The organism is Isoptericola sp. NPDC057191, assembly GCF_042670225.1.
Taxonomy (GTDB): domain Bacteria; phylum Actinomycetota; class Actinomycetes; order Actinomycetales; family Cellulomonadaceae; genus Isoptericola.
Genome location: NZ_JBHUWC010000001.1, coordinates 79768 through 101330 on the forward strand (window position 1 = coordinate 79768; position 21563 = coordinate 101330).

14 protein-coding genes are annotated in these 21563 nt (G+C 70.8%); 10 read left to right on the forward strand and 4 right to left on the reverse strand.

Annotation, left to right across the window (positions count from 1 at the left end):
• Positions 1 to 177: 177 nt before the first annotated feature.
• Both ACFT55_RS00400 and ACFT55_RS00405 read left to right on the forward strand, forming a co-directional pair.
• Positions 178 to 708, forward strand: coding sequence for a hypothetical protein (locus ACFT55_RS00400; RefSeq protein WP_380240294.1), 531 nt, complete (start codon positions 178 to 180; stop codon positions 706 to 708).
• 700 nt (positions 709 to 1408) lie between these two features.
• A complete protein-coding gene (locus ACFT55_RS00405) occupies positions 1409 to 2143 on the forward strand; it encodes a DUF4143 domain-containing protein (RefSeq protein ID WP_380240296.1) in 735 nt (244 codons plus the stop codon).
• A gap of 24 nt (positions 2144 to 2167) precedes the next feature.
• On the opposite strand, the gene ACFT55_RS00410 is transcribed toward ACFT55_RS00405, so the two are convergent.
• Both ACFT55_RS00410 and ACFT55_RS00415 read right to left on the reverse strand, forming a co-directional pair.
• Complete coding sequence (locus ACFT55_RS00410) at positions 2168 to 5530, reverse strand: UvrD-helicase domain-containing protein (protein WP_380240298.1); 3363 nt, start codon at positions 5528 to 5530, stop codon at positions 2168 to 2170.
• Complete coding sequence (locus tag ACFT55_RS00415; RefSeq protein ID WP_380240300.1) at positions 5527 to 8631, reverse strand: PD-(D/E)XK nuclease family protein; 3105 nt, start codon at positions 8629 to 8631, stop codon at positions 5527 to 5529. The genes ACFT55_RS00410 and ACFT55_RS00415 overlap by 4 nt, the downstream gene beginning before the upstream one ends.
• A 407-nt stretch (positions 8632 to 9038) precedes the next feature.
• Between ACFT55_RS00415 and ACFT55_RS00420 the strand changes: the two genes are divergently transcribed.
• From ACFT55_RS00420 to ACFT55_RS00430, 3 genes are read left to right on the forward strand one after another with little or no spacing between them, the layout of a single operon-like run.
• Complete coding sequence (locus tag ACFT55_RS00420; RefSeq protein ID WP_380240302.1) at positions 9039 to 9545, forward strand: hypothetical protein; 507 nt, start codon at positions 9039 to 9041, stop codon at positions 9543 to 9545.
• A 21-nt stretch (positions 9546 to 9566) separates the two neighbouring features.
• A complete protein-coding gene (locus ACFT55_RS00425) occupies positions 9567 to 9800 on the forward strand; it encodes a hypothetical protein (RefSeq protein WP_380240304.1) in 234 nt (77 codons plus the stop codon).
• The gene (locus ACFT55_RS00430; RefSeq protein ID WP_380240306.1) at positions 9797 to 10339 is read left to right on the forward strand and encodes a hypothetical protein; all 543 of its coding nucleotides are present in this window, start codon (positions 9797 to 9799) and stop codon (positions 10337 to 10339) included. The genes ACFT55_RS00425 and ACFT55_RS00430 overlap by 4 nt, the downstream gene beginning before the upstream one ends.
• 153 nt (positions 10340 to 10492) lie before the next feature.
• On the opposite strand, the gene ACFT55_RS00435 is transcribed toward ACFT55_RS00430, so the two are convergent.
• Positions 10493 to 11317, reverse strand: coding sequence for a GIY-YIG nuclease family protein (locus tag ACFT55_RS00435; RefSeq protein ID WP_380240308.1), 825 nt, complete (start codon positions 11315 to 11317; stop codon positions 10493 to 10495).
• Between the two features lie 92 nt (positions 11318 to 11409).
• On the opposite strand from ACFT55_RS00435, the gene ACFT55_RS00440 reads away from it, so the two are divergent.
• From ACFT55_RS00440 to ACFT55_RS00460, 5 genes are all read left to right on the forward strand, one after another.
• On the forward strand, positions 11410 to 12642 hold the full coding sequence (locus tag ACFT55_RS00440; protein ID WP_380240310.1) for a DUF6361 family protein: 1233 nt from the start codon (positions 11410 to 11412) through the stop codon (positions 12640 to 12642).
• Complete coding sequence (locus ACFT55_RS00445) at positions 12635 to 14491, forward strand: hypothetical protein (RefSeq protein WP_380240312.1); 1857 nt, start codon at positions 12635 to 12637, stop codon at positions 14489 to 14491. Before ACFT55_RS00440 ends, ACFT55_RS00445 begins: the two co-directional genes overlap by 8 nt.
• Complete coding sequence (locus ACFT55_RS00450; RefSeq protein WP_380240314.1) at positions 14488 to 17715, forward strand: DEAD/DEAH box helicase; 3228 nt, start codon at positions 14488 to 14490, stop codon at positions 17713 to 17715. Before ACFT55_RS00445 ends, ACFT55_RS00450 begins: the two co-directional genes overlap by 4 nt.
• A 673-nt stretch (positions 17716 to 18388) precedes the next feature.
• Entirely contained in the window at positions 18389 to 19621 is a 1233-nt protein-coding gene (locus tag ACFT55_RS00455; protein ID WP_380240316.1) for a hypothetical protein, read from the forward strand.
• The gene (locus tag ACFT55_RS00460; RefSeq protein WP_380240318.1) at positions 19618 to 20763 is read left to right on the forward strand and encodes a hypothetical protein; all 1146 of its coding nucleotides are present in this window, start codon (positions 19618 to 19620) and stop codon (positions 20761 to 20763) included. The genes ACFT55_RS00455 and ACFT55_RS00460 overlap by 4 nt, the downstream gene beginning before the upstream one ends.
• 27 nt (positions 20764 to 20790) lie before the next feature.
• Here ACFT55_RS00460 and ACFT55_RS00465 read toward each other — a convergent pair whose 3' ends face one another.
• Positions 20791 to 21453 (reverse strand): DUF6308 family protein, encoded by a 663-nt coding sequence (locus ACFT55_RS00465; protein ID WP_380240320.1) that lies wholly within the window; start codon positions 21451 to 21453, stop codon positions 20791 to 20793.
• Positions 21454 to 21563: the final 110 nt, after the last annotated feature.

The following is a 21563-nucleotide window of genomic DNA, read 5'->3' on the forward strand; positions in this document are numbered from 1 at the left end:
AGGACGGCCACCCGGTCCCGTTGCCGATGCGAGTGCAACCAGGCGAACCGCCAGACCGGCCGGCTCGTGCCCCTGATCGACGGGTGCCGACGCCTCGGCCCCGAGCTCCCGACTCGCCGCACCCGCGGCGCATCGAGCACCCGCGGACGAATCACTCCTTCACACACGTGGTCGGACGTGCGCCTGATCGGCCTCGACCTCGACGACCTCGAGACATGGCTCGACGACCACCCCTCCCGTCGTGCGCAGGTCACCGCGATCATCGACGCCGCTCTCGCGGCCGAACCGCACGGCGGTGCATCCGGCGACGGGGACGAGCACCTGGTCTGCACGCTCCTCGTCGGCGTGGTCATCGCGCTGGAGCAGATCGAGGAGCTACGCGACCGGATCGTCGACGACCTCGCAGCTGCGCTGACCACCAAGGCGCTCTCCGTCGTCCGTTCGTGCGGCCGGCTGGCGGATCCGCTCGACGCCGCGGCCGAACGTGCCCTCGCGGCCGCGACCCGGCACGTCGTGGGCCTCGCCGTCAGCGCGGTGTGGCAAGGCGCACTCGCCGTGGATCCCGCGGCACTCCAGAACCTGCGGATCGCCACGATCCTCACGTGCCCGGACGTCGACGCCCATCCAGAGGTACGCGATCACTGCGTCGCGAAGCTCGCCGTGGCCGTGCTCGACGGCGGCGCCCCCGCGTCGCCGGTGGGCACGTGATGTCAGGAGGCGCCAGCCCGACGCGCCGACGTCACCGTCTCGCCGGAGATTGCGCAACGTCACGCTTTCCGTGACGACCGTCAAGACGGAGCGAGACCGATCCTGGCACCGGCGAGCCGTCGAGGCCGAGTCCAACTTGTCCAGCAGTCGACTAGCAAATGGTCCGTTGGTCGATTAGCGCGATGAGCGCCTATCGACGTCGTCTCCTGGACGACGTGCTCGACGAGGTCCAACCACTCTGCGCGTCGTCTCGATCCACGGCCCGAAGAGCGTGGGCAAGACCGCCACGGCCCTGCAGCGGGCGCCGAGCGTCGTGGACCTCGACCTTCCGCGGCAACGCGAGCTCGTCGATGCCGACCCGTCGCACATCGTCGACCTCCCGGGCCGGTCCTCGTCGACGAGTGGCGACGCCTCCCTCAGGTGTGGGACTACGTCGCCGGGCCGTGGACGCCGGCTCACCCCGCGGCCACTTCATCATTGCGGGCAGTTCCGCGCCACGCGGCGCCGTCATGCACTCGCGCGCCGGACGGATCGTCCCGCTGCGAATGCGCCCGCTCAGCCTCGCCGAGCGGGAGATCGATACACCCACCGTGGGTCCTGCGTGGCGAGCCCGAGATCCAGGGCCGCACCTCCGCCAGGCTGCCCGACTACATCGAGGAGCTCACCGCATCCGGATTCCCTGGGATCCGCGACTCCCGGCATGCGTTCGGGGAATGGAGCTCGACGCCCATCTGGAGAACCTCGTCCAGCGCGAGTTCCCGGAGCAGGGCTACCCGGTCCGCAAACCCGAGACCCTCCGCGCCCGGTTGCGCGCCTACGCCGCGGCGACGTCGTCGACCACCACCTACACGAAGATTCTCGACGCCGCGACGCCCTCCGACTCGAACAAACCCGCCAAGGAGACGGCGATCTCCTACCGCGACGCCCTCTCGTTGCTGTACTGCTCGACACCCTCCCCGCGTGGATCCCGAGCCGGAACCGCCTCGACCGCCTCACACAGGGGCCGAAACACCAGCTCGCCGAACCCGATCTCGCCGCCCGACTCCTCGACCTCGATACCGCCGCGCTCCTTCGGGCCGACCAGGGCACCCTCCAACTCGTGGAGGGCACGATCCTCGGCGCGCTCTTCGAGCACCTGGTCACCCTCAGCCTGCAGACGTACGCCGAGCTTGCGGAGGCGAAGGTCTTCCATCTGCGCACGAAGAACGGACAGCATGAGGTCGACGCGATCGTTCAACGGCGCGACGGCAAGGTGCTGGCGATCGAGGTCAAGCTCTCCGATCGAGCCGAGGACGCCGATGTCAAGCACCTGCGTTGGCTCGCCGACAGCATCGGTGACGACCTCGTCGACGCCGCGGTGATCACCACCGGCGAGCATGCTTACCGACGACGCGACGGGATCGCGGTCGTACCGGCGGCGCTCCTCGGACCCTGAGAAGTGAGCATTCGGGAACTCGTTTCACCGTGCGGGCACCGGGGGCACGCTCACCGGCACCGCCCGCTGTGGGTGCAGGAAGAGCAGTTCAGCACTCACGTCGGCACCGGTCGCGTCGCCCAGGCACCGCGCGTACACGCGCAGCTGCGGGCCGTAGTACTCCAGCCGGCTGGGGTAGGCCCCCGGCGGCACGGCGTCAGTCTTGTAGTCCACGACGACCAGTGACCCGTCGTCGTCGCGGAAGATGAGGTCTACATATCCCTCCAGCACGGTGCCGTCGTCGTCGACGGTCCCGACGTACGTCTCCCGCCAGTGCTCACGCACCGCTGCCCGTTGCACGAGGTCGCTGGCCAGCGCGGACCGCACCAGTCCGGTGACCAGCTCCTCGGTACCGACGATCCCCTCGGCGACGGCCTGCGCCGCCACGGCCCCGTCGAGACCGTCGCCGGTCGCGAGGTCAACCGCCTGCAGGACGCCGTGCACGGCCCGGCCGATGGCGGAGCCGTAGCGGCCCTTGGACCACGGCGGCAGCTCGAGGTCGCGGGCACCCTTGGCCTGGCCCTCGGTGACGTCGTCAGGCTCGGCCAGCACCACTGCCGGCTCGGTGCCCTCCAGCCCGGACGCGCTGATCGCGGCGTCGCGCTCGCTGCTCGTGCGCGCGGCGGTGACGCCCGCCAGCCACTCGTCGTACGGCGGCAGCGGCGCGACGTCGCCGTCCCCCGAGGCCCCCACAGCACGGGACACAGCATCAGACGAGGCCGCGAACCTCTCCTCCCCCAGGCTTCCGGCACCGCCGTCGTCGGCGAGCAGCCGCGCCGCCGACTGGGTCTTCCCATCGTCGCGGTGCAGCGACACCACCAGGTGGTCGCGCGCCCGGGTCGCCGCGACGTATAGCAGCCGCCGCTTCTCCAAGTCGTCCATCTGCTCGTCCACGGGCTGCGCCAGGGCGAAGTCGTCCGTCTCGACGCCCGCGCGCAGCCGCACGGAGTAGCCGCCCTCGGGCGGCCACAGCAACTTGAGACCGCTTCGCCGACCCCCGCGCGACGTCAGCCCCGACAGCACAACGAACGGGAACTCCAGCCCCTTCGCGGCATGCACGGTCATGACCCGGACGGCCTCGACGTCGGTCTCCGGCAGCACGGACTCGGCCACCCGGCCGGTCTCCGTGCCCTGGTGCGCCGCCCACGTGAGGTACGCGCGCAGCCCGCCGTGCGACACCTCGCCCCACGCCCGCGCCTGGTCGACGACGAACCGCAGCCGCCGCCACACGTCCCGCGACCGCGCGTCGGGCGCCGCGACCTCCAGCATCCGCCGCTCTTCGACGATCCGGCCCAGCAGCTCGGACGGCGTCGCCCACCGCGAGTCGAAGTACAGCTCGCGCAGCCATGCGAGCGCCGCCGCGACAGGCCCGTCCGCGACACCGGGCGCCGGCGTCCCCTCGAGCGTCGAGAACACGCTGAACCGGCCACCGGCGTGCTTCCAGCGCCACAGGTCGTCGTCGCCGCACCCGAACAGCGGCGAGCGCAGCGCCGTCACCAGCGACAACTCGTCGCTCGTGTCCGCGACGGCGCGGGCGCAGGCGAGCAGGTCGCGCACCTCGGCGGCCTCGTAAACCAGCGAGCTCGCTTCCGCCCGGTACGGCACACCCGCACGGCGCAGCCCCTCCTCGAGCTGCGGCAGCGACGTCCGCGCCGGCACCAAGATGGCGACGTCCTGCGGTCGCAACGGCCGCCACCCGTCACCGCCCGCCGCCGACCGGTCCTGCACTAGCCACCCCTCGGCCAGCGCGCGTGCGACGACGCCCGCCACATCGTCGGCCTCGCGCTCGCGCAGCACCGTGGCGGTCGGCTTGTCGTCATGCTCGTCCGTCCCCAGGACGACGACGCCGGGCGCCCCCGGCTGCGACAGGCCTGGTTGCGACGGGCTCGAGCGCCGGAAGTGGGCCAATGGCTCGTACTCCGGCTGCCGCTCGCGCTCGGCGACGATGACCCGCCCGAACACCGCGTTGACCCAGTCGAGCACCCGCGGCACGGTGCGGAAGTTCGTGGTGAGGCTGACCCGCTCCCCCAGCGTCTGCTGCGCCGCGAGGTAGGTGGCGACGTTCGCGCGCCGGAACCGGTAGATGGACTGCTTCGCGTCCCCGACGACGAACAGCCGGCCCGCCGGCACGTCGATGGCCTGCCAGCACTCGGCCGTCGCGCCCGCCCCGCCGGCGATGCGCGTGGCCAGCTCGATCTGGATGGGGTCGGTGTCTTGGTACTCGTCCAGCAGCAGGTGCGTGTACGTGTCGTGCAGCGCCGCGCGCACCTCCGGGTCGCGGCGCAGCAGCCGACGCGCGAGCACCAGCAGATCGTGGAACTCCAGCCGTCCCTCGCGGCGGCGCCCCTCGGCGGCGTCGAGCACCGCCCGCGCCGTCCAGCGGGTCAGCAACCGCAGCGCCCGGTCGACGACGCGCTTGACCTCCGCGCCGGCGGCTTCCGCGACGTCCTTGCCGCCGTCGCGCACCTCCTGGACGGGGATCGTCCAGCTCCCTTTCCGCCCGCTGCGGCCGTACTTCACGTCGCCCATCCGCTGGAGCGCGGCGAGGCGTCCGCCGTCGTCCACCGCGAGATCGAGCGCGCCGAGCGCTCCCTCTAGCTCGGCCAGCTTCGGAAGCATGGTGTCCTCGGGCTCCGTGCAGTGCGCCCGCAGCGCGAGCACCTCTCGCGCCCGTCTCGCGATGTCGTCCACGACCGGCCGGACGACGGGCTCGGCCTCACCGACGAGCACGCGTTCCTCGATGAGGTCCCAGTCGGACCCGAGCGCCTTCGCCAGCGCCCGCACATCCTTGAGCTGCACCCCGCCCGCGAGCGCCAGGAGCAACGCCGGAGCGATCTCGTCATCGTCGAGCAGCGCGACTCGCAGCGCCGACCACTGCTCCTCGAACGCGATCGATGACCCGACCTCGTCCATCCCCTCCAGCAGCGGCGGCAGCCCGGCCGCGACGGCGTGCTCGGTGAGGATCCGCTGCGCGAACGAGTGCAGCGTGCCGATGGCGGCGCCGTCCAGGTCGTCCAGCGCCTCGTCGGCGCGACGGCGCAGCTCGGCGACCCCGACGGCGGCCCAGCCGCGCAGCTCGCCGTCAGGGTCGTCCGCGTGCCGCCGCGCGTCCTCGAACGCCCCGCGCAGCCGGTCGCGCAGCTCGGCGCCCGCCTTCTCCGTGAACGTGACGGCAGCGACGCAGCGGAGGCGGACGCCGTCGCGCAGCACGAGGCTGCGGACGCGCTGCACGAGCGCCGTCGTCTTGCCGGAACCTGCGCCGGCGTTGACGAACAGCGTGCGGTCGGTGGCGTCGGCGATGAGGTCGCGGGCGTCCTGGTCGACGACGGCGGTAGGCACGGTGGTCATGCGTCGCCCCCGTCGGTGGTGGCGGCGTCGGGCTCGATGAGCCGCAGCAGCTCCGCCAGCGCGGGCGCCGAGCGCTTGGCCTCCCAACGGCCTCGGGCCTCGCCGTGGCCGATGCCGTCCGGGTTGCAGTAGTGGCAGGAGACGAACGCGTAGTCGGGCGCCTCGGGCGGACGTAGCGGGAACAGGCCCGCGGCGATGGAACGCCCGAGCACACCGAGCGTGTGGGCGTACCGGGCCTCGAGCTCGGGCGTGAGCTGCACCTCGACGCGCCCCGGGTCCTTGCGCACGAACCAGTACGACGCCTCGACGGCCGCCGTCCCGCCGCCGAACACGTCCCGCGCCGCCTTCCCGTACACGGGCAGCTGCAGCTTGGTGCCAGCCACCAGCTCGTCGCCCTTCTCGATCTCCGCGAAGCCCCGCCGCGACCCGGTCTTGATGTCCGTGACGTAGACGATCCCGCCCGCGCCCACGTCCACCTTGTCCGCGCTGCCGCGCAGCCGGACGCGGCCGCCGGACGCGCCGTCCGGCCCGGGCACCGCGACCTCCACGGCGGGCGCCGAGCCGTCGCCGTCGAACCCGAACCGCAGCTCGCTGGCCACCGGGCGGGCGCCGAGATCGGCGCGCCACGCGTCGTCGGCGTCGAGGAGCGCGAGGACGTCGGCCTCGATGCGGGCGCGCTCGCCCTCCCACAGGCGAGGGTGGCCGGTGAGTCCGCGCCCCTCGACCTCGTCGCACAGGTCGCGCGTGATCTCGACGACACGACGGCGAGCGGACTCCGGCCACGGCTGCCCCGGCCCGCGCGCCTCGTCGCGGGCGAGCAGCTCGGAGACGAGGAGGTCGTGGACGCCGTGGATGATGTTGCCGACGTCGAGCGCTCGGACGGTGACGATCTCCTCGGGCTGCTCCACCGGGCGGACCCCGAGGAGCCGCGAGACGAAGAACGCGTGCGGGCACACCGCGTAGCCCTCGAGCATGGTCGGCGAGACGACATCGTCCCCGGACCCGTAGTCCGGCAGGCCCTCGACGCCGGTGAGGTCGCCGTCGAACCGGCTGAGCTCGGGCGAGCGTCGCGCCGCCAGGAGGGTGCGCGCAGCCGCGGCCACGGCGTCGTCGAGGTCCCCGACCAGCGCCGCCCGGACGCGCCACTCGCCCCCGGTGGCGAGGCGCTGCGTGCGACGCAGCTCGCCGGCGAACGACGGGGCCGTCGCCATCGCGTCGCCGTAGTCGGCGTCCTCCCAGCCGGTCGCGGCCAGCGTCGGGTCGGACGCGAGCTCGCGCAGCGACGGCAGGAGCCAGCGGCTGGGCAGCCGCTGGCTGGACGAGCGCAGGTCGCCGCGCGGGAACGACGCGACGGCGTCGGGCGCGGCCGCGAACGCGGCCAGCAGGTGACGGAACTGCGCGTTGCGACGGTCGCGCGGGGAACGCAACGGCGCGACGGCGGTACGCACCGCCTCGGGGAGCAGGGCGTCGGTGCGCGGGCGGCCCGGATACAGGTCCTCGCTGAGCCCGACCACGACAGCGAGGTCCAGGTCCAGCCCGACGGCGGACGACAGCGGCGCCACGAGCACGCCGTCGCCCGCCTTGCCGACGCGCGGGCGCGCGTTCTCGAGCTCGGAGCGCAGGACGTCGGCGAGCGCCTCGAGGGAGGCCGCGGCTCCGACGTCGTCGAGGACGGCGAGGCCACGCAGCGCGGTAGTGACGACGGCGCCGGCGTGCTGCTCCTCGGGCGGGAGCTTCTGGAGCTCCTCGCCCTCGCCGATCAGGGCGGTGACCAGGTCGAGCGCCCACACGGAGAGCTCCCGCCAGGCGGTGAGGGCCGCGGCGCGTGCCAGCTCGTCGCGCAGGCGCGTGGTGAAGGCGAGCAGCTCGGCGCCCGTCTCGGCGCGACGGCGAGCGGCGCGGATCGCCCAGGGACGCTCGTCGTCCTCGTCCGCCCCCGCGGCGCGCTCCGCGCTCGCGACGAAGTCCGCGAGCCGTCCACCCCAGTCCGGTCCGCCGACGATCCCCGCCTCCCGGGAGAGCCGCTCCCACCGCGAGACGGGGATCCGCGAGCCGGCAAAGTCACGCACGGGAGCACCGGCGAGGGCGCGGAAGAGGTCCGCGCGCGGCAAATCCGTCGGGCCGAGCGCCAGGAGCTCGAGCACGGTGCGCGCCAGCGCTCGCTCGACGACGGGGCGGGAGCCGGGGCCATTGACCCGGATGCCCGCCTCGGCCAGGTGCTCGTGCAGCAGGCGCGCGTACGGGTCGCGGGCCGTGTACAGCACGGCGATGCGGTCGGCCCGGGTGTGCTCCAGCGCCGCGACGACCTCCCGCACCGCGCCGCGCACCTCGTCGTCGGAGTCCGACGCGTTGGCGGCGCGGGTCGCCGTGAGGATCGGTGGTGCAGTGCCCACTTCCGGTGCCAGCCCGCCGAGGTGCGCATCGCCCCGCTCCGTGCCGGTGACGCCGGCGATGACGACGACGTCGGTGGCACCCGAGAGTGCGTCGACGAAGCGCCGCTCCGGCAGCGTGAGGTCCTGCGGCAGGTACAGGACGACGGGGTCGGTGACCGTGTGGGCGCGCTCGGTCGCGGCGTCGAGGAGGTCGCGGGTGTCGTACCAGCCGGGGGCGAGCGTGGCCGCGACGACTTGGTAGAGCCGGACGAGGTCGCGCGTGGTGGCCGGCCCTGTGGCGGCGATCGTGTCCAGGTCGGAAGGGTCGACGTCGCGCAGCTCGCGATGAGCGGCGGACAACGCGTCCACCGTCGCGCTGTGGTCGGCGACCTCCTCGAACAGTCCGGGGTCACGAGCGAGCGCCGCGCGCCATGCGGCCGCGACGACGGGACCCGTCGCCGGGCGCCTCGGTGCCAGCGACGGAGCGGCGATCCGCTCCGCCAACCGCGTGAGCGTGGTGATCTCCAGGCCGGCGATGCCGGGACCGGTACCGCCGGGCCGGTCGATGCCGTGGCGGGCGAGATGACGGCGAGCGACCGTGCCCGCCAGGTGCGTCGGCGCCACCACCACGACCTGCGTCATCGGGTCGTCCTGCTTGAGCTCCGAGACTACCGACCGCAGGCAGTCCAGGGCCGGCGCACCGTACGGGGTGGCGACTGGGCGAAGCACGCGACCTCCTGGGCGTGGACTCCGTGCCATGCAAGCACGGGCAGCAGAGCACCGCTCGGGATCTCTGGCTCAGGGCGGGCTACCACGCCACGCGGACCATCAGCCGTAAGGTCACGCGTATACCATGGCAATTTGACAGATTCGTCACTTGTTGATATAGTGATTCCCAGTTGCCACCAGTGGTACCCGATTGACGACTCCCGGAATTTACCCCGGTAAAGCCGACCTGGGCCAGATCAATCGGCCAGACCTCGAAGCGCCTCGCATACGCCGCTCCTGCAGATTCGCCCCGCATCCCCTCAGGGATGCGGGGCGAACTGCGTTGGCAGAGCAAGCAAGCTTTGATTGCAAAGCCTTCACCATGACACGCCCATATCTACCTGTGGTCCGACCACAAAGGAGTACCCATGACCACCCGACGGAAGCACCGAAAGAACGACCGCATCACCGCCCTGGCCCGCGGGAGGGTGCTGCATCTCGTCGACGTCGAAAACGTTTGCGGTACGGGCGTGCTGACCACCGAGCTGGTGTGGGACGCCCGCGCTCGGCTCCATGCGAGCCAGTCCGCCTCGAACGCCCACCACTGGGTCCTGGGCGCGAGTAGCTCGTCGAACGCGGCCGCCCTGGCCGGCTGGGGCAACGCTCGCTGCGTCCTCCAACACGGCACGGACGGGGCCGACAGGGCTTTGATCGCCGTGCTCGACGAGCAGACGATCACCCGCTACGGGTCCGTCGTCGTCTACTCCGGCGACGGGATCTTCGCCGAACCCCTTGCCCGCCTTGCCGTGCAAGGCATCGACACCACCGTCGTTGCCCGCCCCGAGCAGCTCGCCGCCCGTCTCCGTCTCGCCGCGCACCGTGTCGTCCTGCTGCCGCCGCTCGTCGCGCCGTCGGCTCCCTACCTCGCCGCCTGAACTCAGAAGAAGGACACCACCATGAGCACCCCGAACGTCCCTTGCGCCCACGTCTTCACCACGGCGCGACACATCCCCATAGGCCGTCGAAAGAACGGGGCAGTGCACGTCGACGTCATCGACTGCGCCGACTGCGACGCGAAGGTCATCCTGCGCGTCTACGACGATCCGCGTGACGATCCGTTCAGCCGTCGCCCGATGACCTGGGGAGAGAACTACCGCGCCACCGGCACCGGCGACGGGGAGCAGAAGTGAACACCACCGCCACGCTCACGACGCCCAGGGGAATCGGGCGCCGATACCGTCAGGATCCGCCGAGCTACTACGACGGGCTGCGGATGCTCGGCATTCGCGACGTGAGCATCATGGACTGGATCCAGCAGATGCTGTCCGACCCTGAGCGGTTCGCCTGGACCGACGATATCGAGAGCCCTCTGACTCGCCTGGGCTGGCGACCGACGGATTACTGGGAGTTCCTGGACCGCTGGGAGCCGGCCGAGCGCTACTGGATCCCGCGGTCCGGGGCCTACCTCGCCTTCGGGTACTACGACGAGGCAGGCCTCGACAACGGGCGCACCTGGACCAACGCTGTCCCCGGTTGGCGGATCAGCGCCAAGGTGACGAGGACGCGTTTCGTGGTCAAGGGCATCGTCGACTCGTACGACGGCGAGCGGATTGAGGAGATCGGGTCGCTACCTCTGCCGTGTTGTGCGCGAACGACGATCCGGCGACGCGTCTGCCAGGGCTGCTTCCTGGAACTCCCCCTGAGCGGCCGCTGCGCCGACTGCGCCTGAGGAGCGATCGCCCCGCGACGCTCAGAAGCCGCGCTAGTTCCCCGGCGGAACCCGTCCCTGCTCCCAGGTCCTCCGACGAGATCGAGTCGGAGTTGATGGCCATGACGACCTGCCGGTCCGATGCAGTCCTGAGGTTCATGCGGCGCCTCGTTGCTATTCGGCATAGACCGTGCGGAGGTCCAACGCGGTGGCGATGGCGTCGAGGAAGGCGCGGTTCGTCAGGAACCACTCCTTGCCGACCTCGTTGCGGACGCGGCGGACGGACTCCTCACGTCGCGGGTTGCGGTGGCCCGCGGTGCTGAGCAGACGGTGAAAGTCGCGCTCGGTCTTGTCGAGATCGCGAGCGCCCGCCTCGTAGACGCGGACTGTGATCAGTGGTTCCGGGATGTGCGCTCGTGCGCCGCGGCGGTGATCCTCGATCCGGCGAGCCACGTCCTCGGCCTTGCCGACCTTGATCAGCGTGTTGTCGCCGTCCGGGTCGAGCGGGCTCTCGAGGTACCACCCGTACGAGAAGGCGTAGATGCCGGCGAGCCCGTGCAGCCCGCTGATCTGGTCTTGCTCGAAGCGTTCCGCTTCGAGCTCGGCCCTCGCTTCCTGCTCGGGGTCGACCTCCTCGCGAGCGGCCAGCACTCGCGCCTGGTTCGTCTTGAGGAGGTCGAACGCTTCGGCCGACAGAGTGCTGCGACCGCGCTTGACGAGGCCATTGAGCGCCGAGCCGGTCGCCTTCAACACGGTCGGGCTGGTGGGAACCACACCGTCGAGGGCCGCGTTCGCATGGGCCTGGTAGTGGTAGACGAACCCGGGTGTGTCGACGTTGAGCCGGTCGGCAATCTCCCTCGCGCTCAGTCCCTCGCCCGTCAGGGTGAAGACGTCGCCGATGCGCCCCTCCTGAGCGGCGATGAACTCGGCGAGCTCTTCACGCGGTGCGGAGATGCGGGCAAGCTCCGCGTCCAGGCCGGTGCCGTCGATGTCCGTCATGGTTCTCCGCTCGGGTGCTGGTCGGGGGGCGTGCCGAGGGGCATGTCTCCTCTGCCGATGCCACGATGGTGCCGCAAGCAATCGGAGGCCGCATGGCATCGACAGTGGCGTGGCTGGACACGTCGGAGGATGAGCAGCGTCGCATCCGCGAGGTGATCCAGCTGTTCTCGCAGCAGGAGAGCCGGGACGAGCTGGGGATCGGACAGATCCGGGACGCGCTGAGCGACCTGCTGTTCCCTGGCACGTCGGTGCTGCAGACGCGCGCGAGGTACTTCCTCATCGTGCCGTGGTCGTTCCAGCACGCCGCGACCACGGGCTCTCGGCGCGACATCGCGAGGCGGGCTCGCGACACGGAGCGGCGGCTCGTCGGGGTGCTGGTCCAGGGGAACGACGACGGCGTGATCGGGCGGCGCGCGGGCGCCGCGGTCAAGAACCTGCCGTCCACCCTCTTCTGGTCCGGGCTGCAGACGTTCGGGATCCTCACCCACCGCGTCACCCCGGACCAGCTGACCGGCACCCTGCTCGGTATCAGCGAGAGCGACGCCGCGGACGAACTCGTCGCCCGTCAGGTCGGCGAATGGCATCCGACCATCCCTCCCCCGCCGCTGGGGTTTCCGAAGACGCTCGACGGCGGGCTGAACCTCACGAAGGACGAGGCACGGTGGCTGCGCGAACGGATCGTGGAGTCCGCGCGGGGCACGCTGCTGGAGCACCTCGTCCAGGCGGACTCGCCGCCCGACCGATCCCGGGCCCCCTGGCAGGACAGGGTCGCACTCTCGGCGCCGCCGGCGGCGCGGGAGGTCCTCAACCTGGCCCACGGGTTCTCGCTGATGATGAACGGAGCCGCGCTCCTGTACAACCTGCTCGTCGCCGAGAGGTACGTCGCTTCCGGGTACACGCGGGTCGAGGACCCGGTCGCAGCCTTCCACCAGCAGTACGCCGACTGGCTCGACGACGTCCACGCGCACCGCGACCTGCTCGACGACTGGGACGCTTCGGCGTTCGGGGCCCTCGTGGAGGGCGCGACGGGCCGGGTTCCCGTCCGGGCCCGGGAGTTCGTCGTCGCCTGGACCACCGCCGTGCACAACTCCGCCGTCGACGACGCCGCGCTCAACCCGGCACATCCGCTGAGGGGGCTCGTGGCGCAGCGGGAGCGGACCACCAAGCGCGGCCAGTCCCGCCTGACGAACGACAAGATGCTCGGCGCCTGGAACGGCGCGTCGGGCACCGGGCCGCTGACGTTCCGGTGGTCGCAGGTGCGGGGCATCATCACCGACATCCACGAGGGTCTCGCGCGGGACGAAGAGGCGGTGGCCCGTGCTTGAGCCCGACAACCGGGTCGTGCTGCTCGACCAGCTCCGGCCACCGCCCGGCTACCGACTGCACACGGCCGTGGCGACGACGTTCACACTCGACATGACGACGGCGCTCGTCCCGCCCTTGGCGTTCGCCTCGTTCGAGGTCCGCGGGACGTCCGACCCTGTCGCGACCCTCGAGGCAGTGCGGTCCTGCACCGACCGAGTCGACATCTTCTGCCAGGCCGGGCAGCTAGCGGTGCCGGCGCAGCACTCCGACCTCATGGCCTACCTCGAGCCGATGGTCCATCCGGTCAAGCGCCCGCGCCCTGGCCGCCTCTTCCACCCCAAGGTCTGGTTCCTGCACTACGTCGCCGACGGCCAGGAAGACCGCTTCCGGCTCCTGTGCTCCACCCGGAACCTCACCGACGCGACCACCTGGGACGCCGTCGTCACCCTCGACGGGCGGCGCGGGAAGGCGAACCCGGCCAACCGCCCCCTCGCTGCGTTCCTGCGGCACCTTCCTTCCCTCGCGGTCCGCGATCTCGATCCCGTCCGCTCCGCACGCATCGAGGCGCTCGCCGTGGCAGCGGGGCGTGTGGAGTGGGAGCTGCCCGACGGCGCAGAAGACTTCGTCCTGCACGCCTTCGGGGTCCCCCGGGTGCGGGCCACGCCCGACTTCAGCGGGTACCGGCACCTGGTGGTCTCCCCGTTCTGCAACGAGTCCGGCCTCGCGCACCTGACCGGCACGAGCGGAGAGGTCACCGTCGTCTCCAGACCGGAGGCCCTGGACCGTCTCGACCCGACCTCGCTGCAGAAGGCGAGGGCCTACGTCCTCGACCCGCTGGCGGCGCTCGGCACACCGGAACCGGACGACGGTGGCGAGGCCGCGAGCGCCACCGCGCCGTCGGGCCCCGAGGTGGAGACGCTGGTGGGGCTGCACGCCAAGATCACGGTGGTCGAGCGGGCGTGGAAGGCGCACGTCTTCGTCGGGTCGCCGAACGCGACGTCGGCGGCATATGGCGGGAACGTCGAGTTCGCGGTGGAGCTGGTCGGCAAGCCGACGCGGCTGGGGGTCGGCACCTTCCTCGGCCCGGACGCGCCGTTCGCGGCTCTCCTCCAGGAGTATCCAGGAGCGGGAGGCGAACCTCCCGACGCGGAGGAGGAGTTGCTGCGGGCGCTCCGCAACGAGCTCCGCGCCCTCGCCGAGATCCCGCTGACCCTCACGGTCGTGCCGGCCGGCGAGCAGGACAGCGAGCGGGGCCACGACCTTCGCCTGGAGAGCACCTCGCCGCTTCGCATCCGGCCCGCCTACTCGATCCGGGCGGAACTGCTGACTCGGCCGGGGCACGCCGTGGCGCTGCCGCCGGCGTCACGGGTGGACGCCGTGTTCTCCCCCGTGCCCTTGGCGGACGTCACCCCGTTCGTCGCGCTGTTCGTCCGGGACGAGGAGCATTCGACGGCGGCCCAGCCGGTCGAGGCGTCCACAGTGGCGCACGCGGCGCTGGTCGGCGACCCGCCGTCGCGGCTGGACGAGGTGCTCGCGCGCCAGGTGAACACGCCGGAGAAGTTTCTCCGGTTCCTCGCCCTGCTGCTCAAGGTCGGGGAGGGGTCTCCGCTCGTCGCGGCGCTGGGCGCCGACTCCGGCGGAGCTTGGGGCGCAGATTCCGGTCGTGGCGCGGGCACCTTCGAGATCGTCGCGAACGCGCTGGCTACTGACCCGGACGCGCTACGGGACTTCGACCGGCTGGTCGAGCGGTTGGAGAGCACGGAGGCGGGACGCCGGGTGTTGCCCGAAGGCTTCGACTCCCTGTGGCTTCCGGTGCGGGGCGCGCTCGCCGCGCTCGCGGAGCGACACGGCACCGAGGAGCTCTCATGACTGCCACCGAGCCGTTCGACGCGCAAGCGGTGCTCGCCGGCCTCACCCCGTTCCAGCGCAACACGGTCGACCACATCATGGACCGCTTCTACGGCACGCGGGACACGAACCGGTTCCTCGTTGCCGACGAGACCGGCCTCGGGAAGACGATCGTGGCGCGCGGCGTCATCGCGCGGGCCATCGAGGAGCTCGAGAAGGACGACTCGGTCGACCGCATCGACGTCGTGTACGTCTGCTCCAACAGCGACCTCGCGCACCAGAACCTCGGCAAGCTGAATGTCACGGGCGACACCCATCACTCATTTGCCAGCAGGCTGACACTGCTGGCGAAGCACTCGCGGCACCTGCGGCCCGCCGAGGCGCGCGGCCTGTCCAAGCCCGTCAACCTCGTGTCGTTCACCCCGGGGACGTCGTTCGAGCGCGGGTGGCGGTCCGGCAAGGCCGAGGAGCGGGCCATGCTCTACCTGCTGCTCGAGGACGAGCTCAGGCTCCGCGGCCGGTCGACCCGGGCGCGGCGCGCCCTGCGCATCCTGCAGGGCAGCGTCGGGACTCCCGAGCGCTTCAAGAACCACTACGTCGAAGGGCTGCGAGCCGAGCTCGGTGACGACGTCGACGAGACGGTCCGGACCGCGTTCCTGCGCGCGCTGCGACAGCAGGACGCCGACGGCGGGTCACTCGCGGCCCGCTTCGAGGCTCTCCTCGACCTCCCCGCGCGAGAGGTGCCGTGGGACCGGGTGTGGGGCCTCGTCGGCGAGATGCGCGCGACCCTGGCCCGCGAGAGTGTGCAGCTGCTCGAGCCCGACCTTGTCATCCTTGACGAGTTCCAGAGGTTCCGGCAGCTCCTCGACCCCGGGTCCGAGGCCGGCGAGCTGGCACACCACCTGTTCGACCACGGCAGCGGAGCCGACGGGTCCGGCCGGCCCATCGCCAAGACGCTGCTCCTCTCGGCGACGCCCTACAAGCCGTTCACGTACGCGGAGGAGGGCGAGGACCATCACAGGGACTTCATGGACGTCGTGCGCTGGCTGTCACGCTGGGGCTCCGACGGGCCGGCGGAGCGGATCGACGCCGGGCTCGCCCGCTACCGCGAGTCGGTGGTCGCCGGGGTCCCGGTCGGGGAACTGACGGCGAGGCTCCGCGCCGACCTCCTGCAGGTCATGACCCGGACCGAGCGGCCACGGGTGCTTGTCGAGTCGATGGCTGGCGAAGCCACCAAGCGCATCGAGGGCGTCGGCACGGAGGCCCTGCTCGGGTTCGTCGCGCTCAAGGACCTCGCGCGTGCGGTGGACGCCCCGATGAGCGTCGAGTATTGGAAGTCGTCGCCCTACTTCGCCAACTTCATGGACGGGTACAAGGTCGCAGACAAGGTCCGCGAGGCACTCGCCGACCCGGAGCGCAGCGCGAGGACCCGGACCCTTCTGTCCAGGACCCGGCACCTCGACCTCGAGCGACTGCGCGACCTGCGGCCCATGGACCCGGACATGGGGAACGCCCGCCTGCGCTGGCTCAAGGAACAGACGCTCGACGAGGGCTGGTGGCGGCTGCTGTGGCTCCCGCCGACGCTGCCTTACCTCGAGCCCGGCGGCCCGTATCGGGAGCACGCGCCAGGGTCGGTCACCAAGCGGCTCGTGTTCTCGTCCTGGACGGCGACGCCGACCGCGATCGCGGCGCTGCTCAGCTACGAGGCGGAGCGCCTCGCCGCGGGCGACGCCTGGGCCGCGCGGACACGGGAGGAGCGGGAGACCGACCGCAAGAGCCGCCGCAGCCGGCTCGCGTACCGCGTCGACCGTGCCGCGGACGACCGGCCGACCGCCATGGCACACCTCGCGCTGTTCTGGCCGATGCCGGGACTCGCCGCCCTCGCCGACCCTCTAGCCGAGCGGCGCGGCCGCGGGGGCGTCGTCGGGCAGGAGGAGATGGCCGACGCCGTGCGGCGCCGGCTCGGCCAGGGCCGGAGCGGCTCTGAGGCGACGCAGGACGCCTCCCACTGGTTCGAGGCGTTCGCCCGCAACGACTCGCTCCCGGAGGCGATAGCCGCGGCGAGAGACGCATTGCGCCTCGTCGTCTCGGCACTCGCTGGGCACGAGGAGACGCAGGAGCCGGACGACGAGGCCGAGGGTCCGGCCGACGTCCTGCTCTCGCGCCACGTCGAGCTCGCGCTCGCGTGCCGGACGATGCCGCAGGACCGGAACGTCTCCGACGACACCTTGGCCGCGCTCGCCGACGTGGCCGCGCACTCGCCGGCGAACATCGCCTACCGCGCGCTGTGCCGGATCAGCCACGGCTCTGACGACGTCACGCCCGAAGGGCTCTGGACCGCCGCCGCCCAGCTCGCGTCGTCCCTACGCACCCTCTTCGCCCGCCCGGAGACGACGCTCCTCCTCGACCAGGTGACCCCCGACGACGTGTACTGGCGCTCGGTGCTCCGGTACTGCGCGTGGGGGAACCTGCAGGCCGTGCTCGACGAGTACCTCCACCACCTGGTCGTGGCCCAGGGGACGCCGTCGCTGGATGACGCCGGGCTGCTCGACGTCGCGCGCAGCGCCGGAGAGGCGATCGCGCTGCGTCCCGCACGCCTGGAGATCTTCGACCCCGATAACCCCGACACGCGCCCGCCGCTGATGTCGCATTTCGCGCTCAGATACGGCGGACGCCGCCAGGAGCAGGAGAGCGCCCGACTCCCCCAGGTGCGGCAGGCGTTCAACAGCCCGTTCCGGCCCTTCGTCCTCGCGAGCACGAGCGTCGGGCAGGAGGGCATCGACTTCCATTGGTGGTGCCACGCCATCGTGCACTGGAACACCCCGGCCAGCCCGATCGACTTCGAGCAGCGCGAGGGGCGCATCGACCGGTACGACGGGCACGCCGTCCGCCTCAACATCGCGCAACACCACACCGAGGAGATCTTTGCGGCCGACGACCCCGACCCCTGGGGCGCGGCCTACCGGATCGCCGCGGATGCCGCGAGCGACCGGCTGGGCGCCTTCGCGCCCCACTGGGTCTACGTGGGCGACGCGAAGATCCGAAGGCACCTCGCACCGTTCGCGCTCAGCAACGACGAGGCCCGGCTGGCACGCATGAAGAAGGACGTCGCGCTCTACCGGCTCACCTTCGGCCAGCCTCGGCAGGAGGACATGCTCGAGCTGCTCAAGCAGCAATACGCCGAGCTCGGCGCCGAGGATCTGAAGGGAATGCGGCTCGACCTCAGTGCGCCCGACTTGACGTAGCTTCCGCGCCACGGCGCGGATCGCCGGCGAACGTCCCTACAGGTCGAACGTCGCGACGACGGGCCGGTGGTCGCTGCGCTCCGGCCAGGCGGGGTCCGGATCCGCCCAGCACCGGACCAGCCGGTCCCGCAGTGCCGGCGTTGCGTGCAGGTAGTCGAGCTGGCGCGGCCGGTTCTTCCGGTCGGAGCGGTACAGGTACGTGTTGACGTGCCGGCAGTCGGTATCCGGGCACGGGCAGCGACGGAGCCGCGGTTCGCCGTCCGGGCGGAACGGCCCACGACCTCGAGCCCGTACGCGGCGAGCCGGCTGAAGACGGTCGCCGACACCGCCACCAGGACGTGGTCGTTGCCGCGCTCCTGGAACACCGTCGTCAGGTCGGAGATCGCCCGGTGCAGCGTGGCCTCGGCGTACATGTCACGGCTGTCGAGCATGCGATCCCAGATGCCGTAGAGACTCACCACGGTGACGCGTCGCCCATCGTCGAGCCGACGCCACGCCGCCTCGCGCTGATTCATGGTCACGACATCACCGTGAGCACCACCGATGGCGCCTCACCACGGTGCGAGGTGACCCGACAGGCAGTGACATGAACGGTCTGGCCATCCAACTCTCGCCGACGAAATCACCCGCCCCACCTGGCTGCGGCAGGGGATGTCCGGGCTACTTTCTTGCGGTGACCACCGACGAATCGACCACGGTCCACGAGGACATGCACCTGGCTCCGCCGACGGATGGGCCCATGCCTGTCGACACCACACAGTTGACCAGCGAACTGCCCGATGACGAGCAAGCGGAGGAGTCCGTCGAACGTCAGCGGGACGAACTGCGAGAGTTCGTCTCCGGTCTCAGCGGAGACGACATCAAGTCGGGCAGCTGGTTCACCAAGCTCCTCGCCCACGCCCTGCATACCTACACCGTCAAGGTCGACTGGCAGTACTTCCAGGACAAGTACCAGGGTGTTCCGCCAGATGCCATCGTGGACCAGCGCATCAAGATGGCCACCAGGTACGCAGCCATCGAGGGTGGACTGTCCGCCAGCGCCTACACGGCCGCGATCGTTGCGACCCTCGGCTCACTAGGAGGCGCGTCACCTGCGACCGTCCCGGCCGCCGTCGCGACCATGATGGTCGACGTCGCCTTCATGACCAATTTGCAGATCCGCCTCGCTTATGACATCGCCGTCCTCTACCAGGTCCCCTTGAACTTGGACGACCCCGACGACCTGTGGAAGTTGATCCGCGTTGCCTTCACGATCAGGGGCGGCGAGGTGGTGCGCGAAAGCGCCATCAAGGCCGTGCCGGCGTTCGTTCGACCACTGCTCAAGCGCTTCTACTCCGGCCCAGTGCTCGCCGCGGCAAAGGGACTACCGGTCGTCGGGAAGTACCTGCTGCAACGCAACGTCATCAAAATCGGAATTCCTCTGGTGGGGATACCCATCGCGGTCGTGCTGAATCGCTACACCACCAAGATCACCGGACGGCACGCAAGGTCGGTCTTCCGAAACGATGCCCGGGTGATCGAGCTCGCGCGATCCATCAGCGGAGCAACACGCCATCCTCGGCTCGTGCTCTGGGTGAGCTGGCTCGTCGTCATGGCCGACGACAAGGTCTCCGACGACGAGGCGTTGTTGCTGCGCCACCTAGTCACCTTCGTTCGAGACGAGCACCAGGTCGTCGACGACAGGCTCGCCAAGATCATCGACCTCGACATGGAAGAGGTATGGCGGCGCATCGACACCGAGACCGGGGACCTGACCGACATCGTCGACGCGGCCCACCACGTGGCTGCGGTCGACGGAGACATCAACGACGCTGAGCGCGAAGTGCTGCGCGCACTGCAGGACAGGTGCGCGGACACCGGAGTCCCGGCCCTGGGCGACACGACCACTCCGGGGAGCAGTTCGTGACGCACCGCGACGACGTCTCCACAGAGATGATGCGCACCCTCGACCGCGACTTCCGCGCCGCGTCAGGACTGAGTGAGCGCCGCTTCTACAAGATCTTCTACTCCCACATCCACGCATTCCCGCTACTCGTCCTCGGGTTGAATCCAGGCGGCACGACCGACGGCACCGACCTGAACGCCTCGAGCTCGTTCTACGAGCACGGCGAACACGACTACGTCGACTTTCGTCACCATGGCAGCGCATACTCTTTGGCCGGACCGATGTACGACCTGCTGTCCGCCACATTGTCCACGACCGCCGATGACGACCTGCGTCAGGTGCCGGCCACCAATGTCATCTTTCGTCGCTCCCAGTCCGCCGATCACCTGGAGATGAAACTCCGGACCGCTGCACACGAGAGCGCCCCCGTGTTGTGCCGAATCCTTCAAGCCGTTGATCCCCGCGCGATCTTGTTGCTCGGAAGTAGCGCGCTCGAGCAGTTCTCCGCCGTGCACTGCGCCCCTGGCTCACTGATCGACCATACCGAGGTACCGAAGATTCTCACGCCAAACGGGAAATCGTTCGCGCGCCTTCTCCGGGTGGTTCAGGCACACGTCACCGCACTCGACCGAACCGTGCCTCTGGTGACGGTCGGCCACCCGTCCCGGTACTCGATCCGGTCCGAATGGCCTTCAGTCGTCGACGCAGTCCGCGCCGAGTTCCAGCGCTTAGGCATCGACCCTTTCCATGCACGACGCTGCCAAGGCGTGATGTCCCCTGCTCCAGCGGGGACCGAACCCGAGTCACCCACCCCATGCCTCGAAGCCCCTACGGCCGCTCCGGACACATCTCGCCGGCAGCTCCCGACGCCCCGGCGTCGGTCGACTGGCGCATACGCACCCGGAACCCGCGTCGACGAGGTCGCACCTCTCATCGCGGTGTGCGCAGCACTGGGACTCGAGCTCGAGGACCCGGGGGCACCTTGGCGTGGCTACGGCAAGGTAGTGCGCCTGAAGAACGACCGCAGCATCTATCTCAACCCGACCAACGCCGACGTTCGCGCCCCCGCTCACGACGTCGCCACCTGGCACTCCGCCGGCCTGGGCACCATGCGTCCCGACAACGAGCGCTATCTTCGCGTCTTCCTCGACACGCTCGCGTAGACCCCGCATCGTCCGTCGAACTCGCGCTTACGCCGCCGAGACAGCCATCGCGTGCATCCAGAGCGCTGCATCGAGGAGACGTAAGGGCTCCGCGTCGAACACGCACGTGCGTCCCTCGGCGACCCCTCGGGCCTCCGCTGCCTGGGTCGCCTGGGCGAGTGCGGCGGTAACGTCCGGGTCGGAGACCAGGTGACGCAGCGTCTGCAGTTCGAGTCGGCCGTCGCGTGCTGAGTCCAGACCCAGCACGGCGCGTACTTTGGCGTCCCGCACCGGCATCAGGTGCGGCCGCTTGCGGGCCGTGAGCTTGGCTGCGGTCACCCAGGGATCGGACCGCCGTTTCGTGGTCGGGTCCGCCAGCACACTCTTCGCCGCCGCATAGAAGTTCCAGGCCGACTCGAGATCCTCCGCGCTCGCGTTGCCGAGCGGGATCTCGGGGTCAACCTCCCCGAGGGCGTCAAGCAGACGCGCACGTGCGGGGCCATCGTCCAACACCCGCCGCGTCGCCGCCGGGCCGACCGTCACGGACAACATCGACACCGCGTGCAGATCGGCACCCGTGACGTCGTAGGCATGGTTAGGGGCGATCGTCGCAAAGGTCGCGCCCGCAAAGTTCCCTCCCACGTGGTAGTAGCGCTCCAGTGCGGCCGTGCTCACCGCCAGCAGCGTCGTCTCCTTCGCCGTCGCCAGCACGGACCGATCAACGACAGGCCAACCCGCAGGCACGTCACTCCCCATGCGACCGCACGCTAGCGCTGTTGGTCCTGTCCCCGGGCTTCACCGCGCCCGGTGACCGGGATCCC

What these genes read in the sequence shown, in the direction of transcription:
- ACFT55_RS00425 (WP_380240304.1), top strand. Translation starts at nt 9,567, where the DNA reads ATGAGCACCCCGAACGTCCCTTGCGCCCACGTCTTCACCACGGCGCGA.
- ACFT55_RS00405 (WP_380240296.1), top strand. Translation starts at nt 1,409, where the DNA reads ATGCGTTCGGGGAATGGAGCTCGACGCCCATCTGGAGAACCTCGTCCA.
- ACFT55_RS00450 (WP_380240314.1), top strand. Translation starts at nt 14,488, where the DNA reads ATGACTGCCACCGAGCCGTTCGACGCGCAAGCGGTGCTCGCCGGCCTC.
- ACFT55_RS00440 (WP_380240310.1), top strand. Translation starts at nt 11,410, where the DNA reads ATGGCATCGACAGTGGCGTGGCTGGACACGTCGGAGGATGAGCAGCGT.
- ACFT55_RS00420 (WP_380240302.1), top strand. Translation starts at nt 9,039, where the DNA reads ATGACCACCCGACGGAAGCACCGAAAGAACGACCGCATCACCGCCCTG.
- ACFT55_RS00435 (WP_380240308.1), bottom strand. Translation starts at nt 11,317, where the DNA reads ATGACGGACATCGACGGCACCGGCCTGGACGCGGAGCTTGCCCGCATC.
- ACFT55_RS00410 (WP_380240298.1), bottom strand. Translation starts at nt 5,530, where the DNA reads ATGACCACCGTGCCTACCGCCGTCGTCGACCAGGACGCCCGCGACCTC.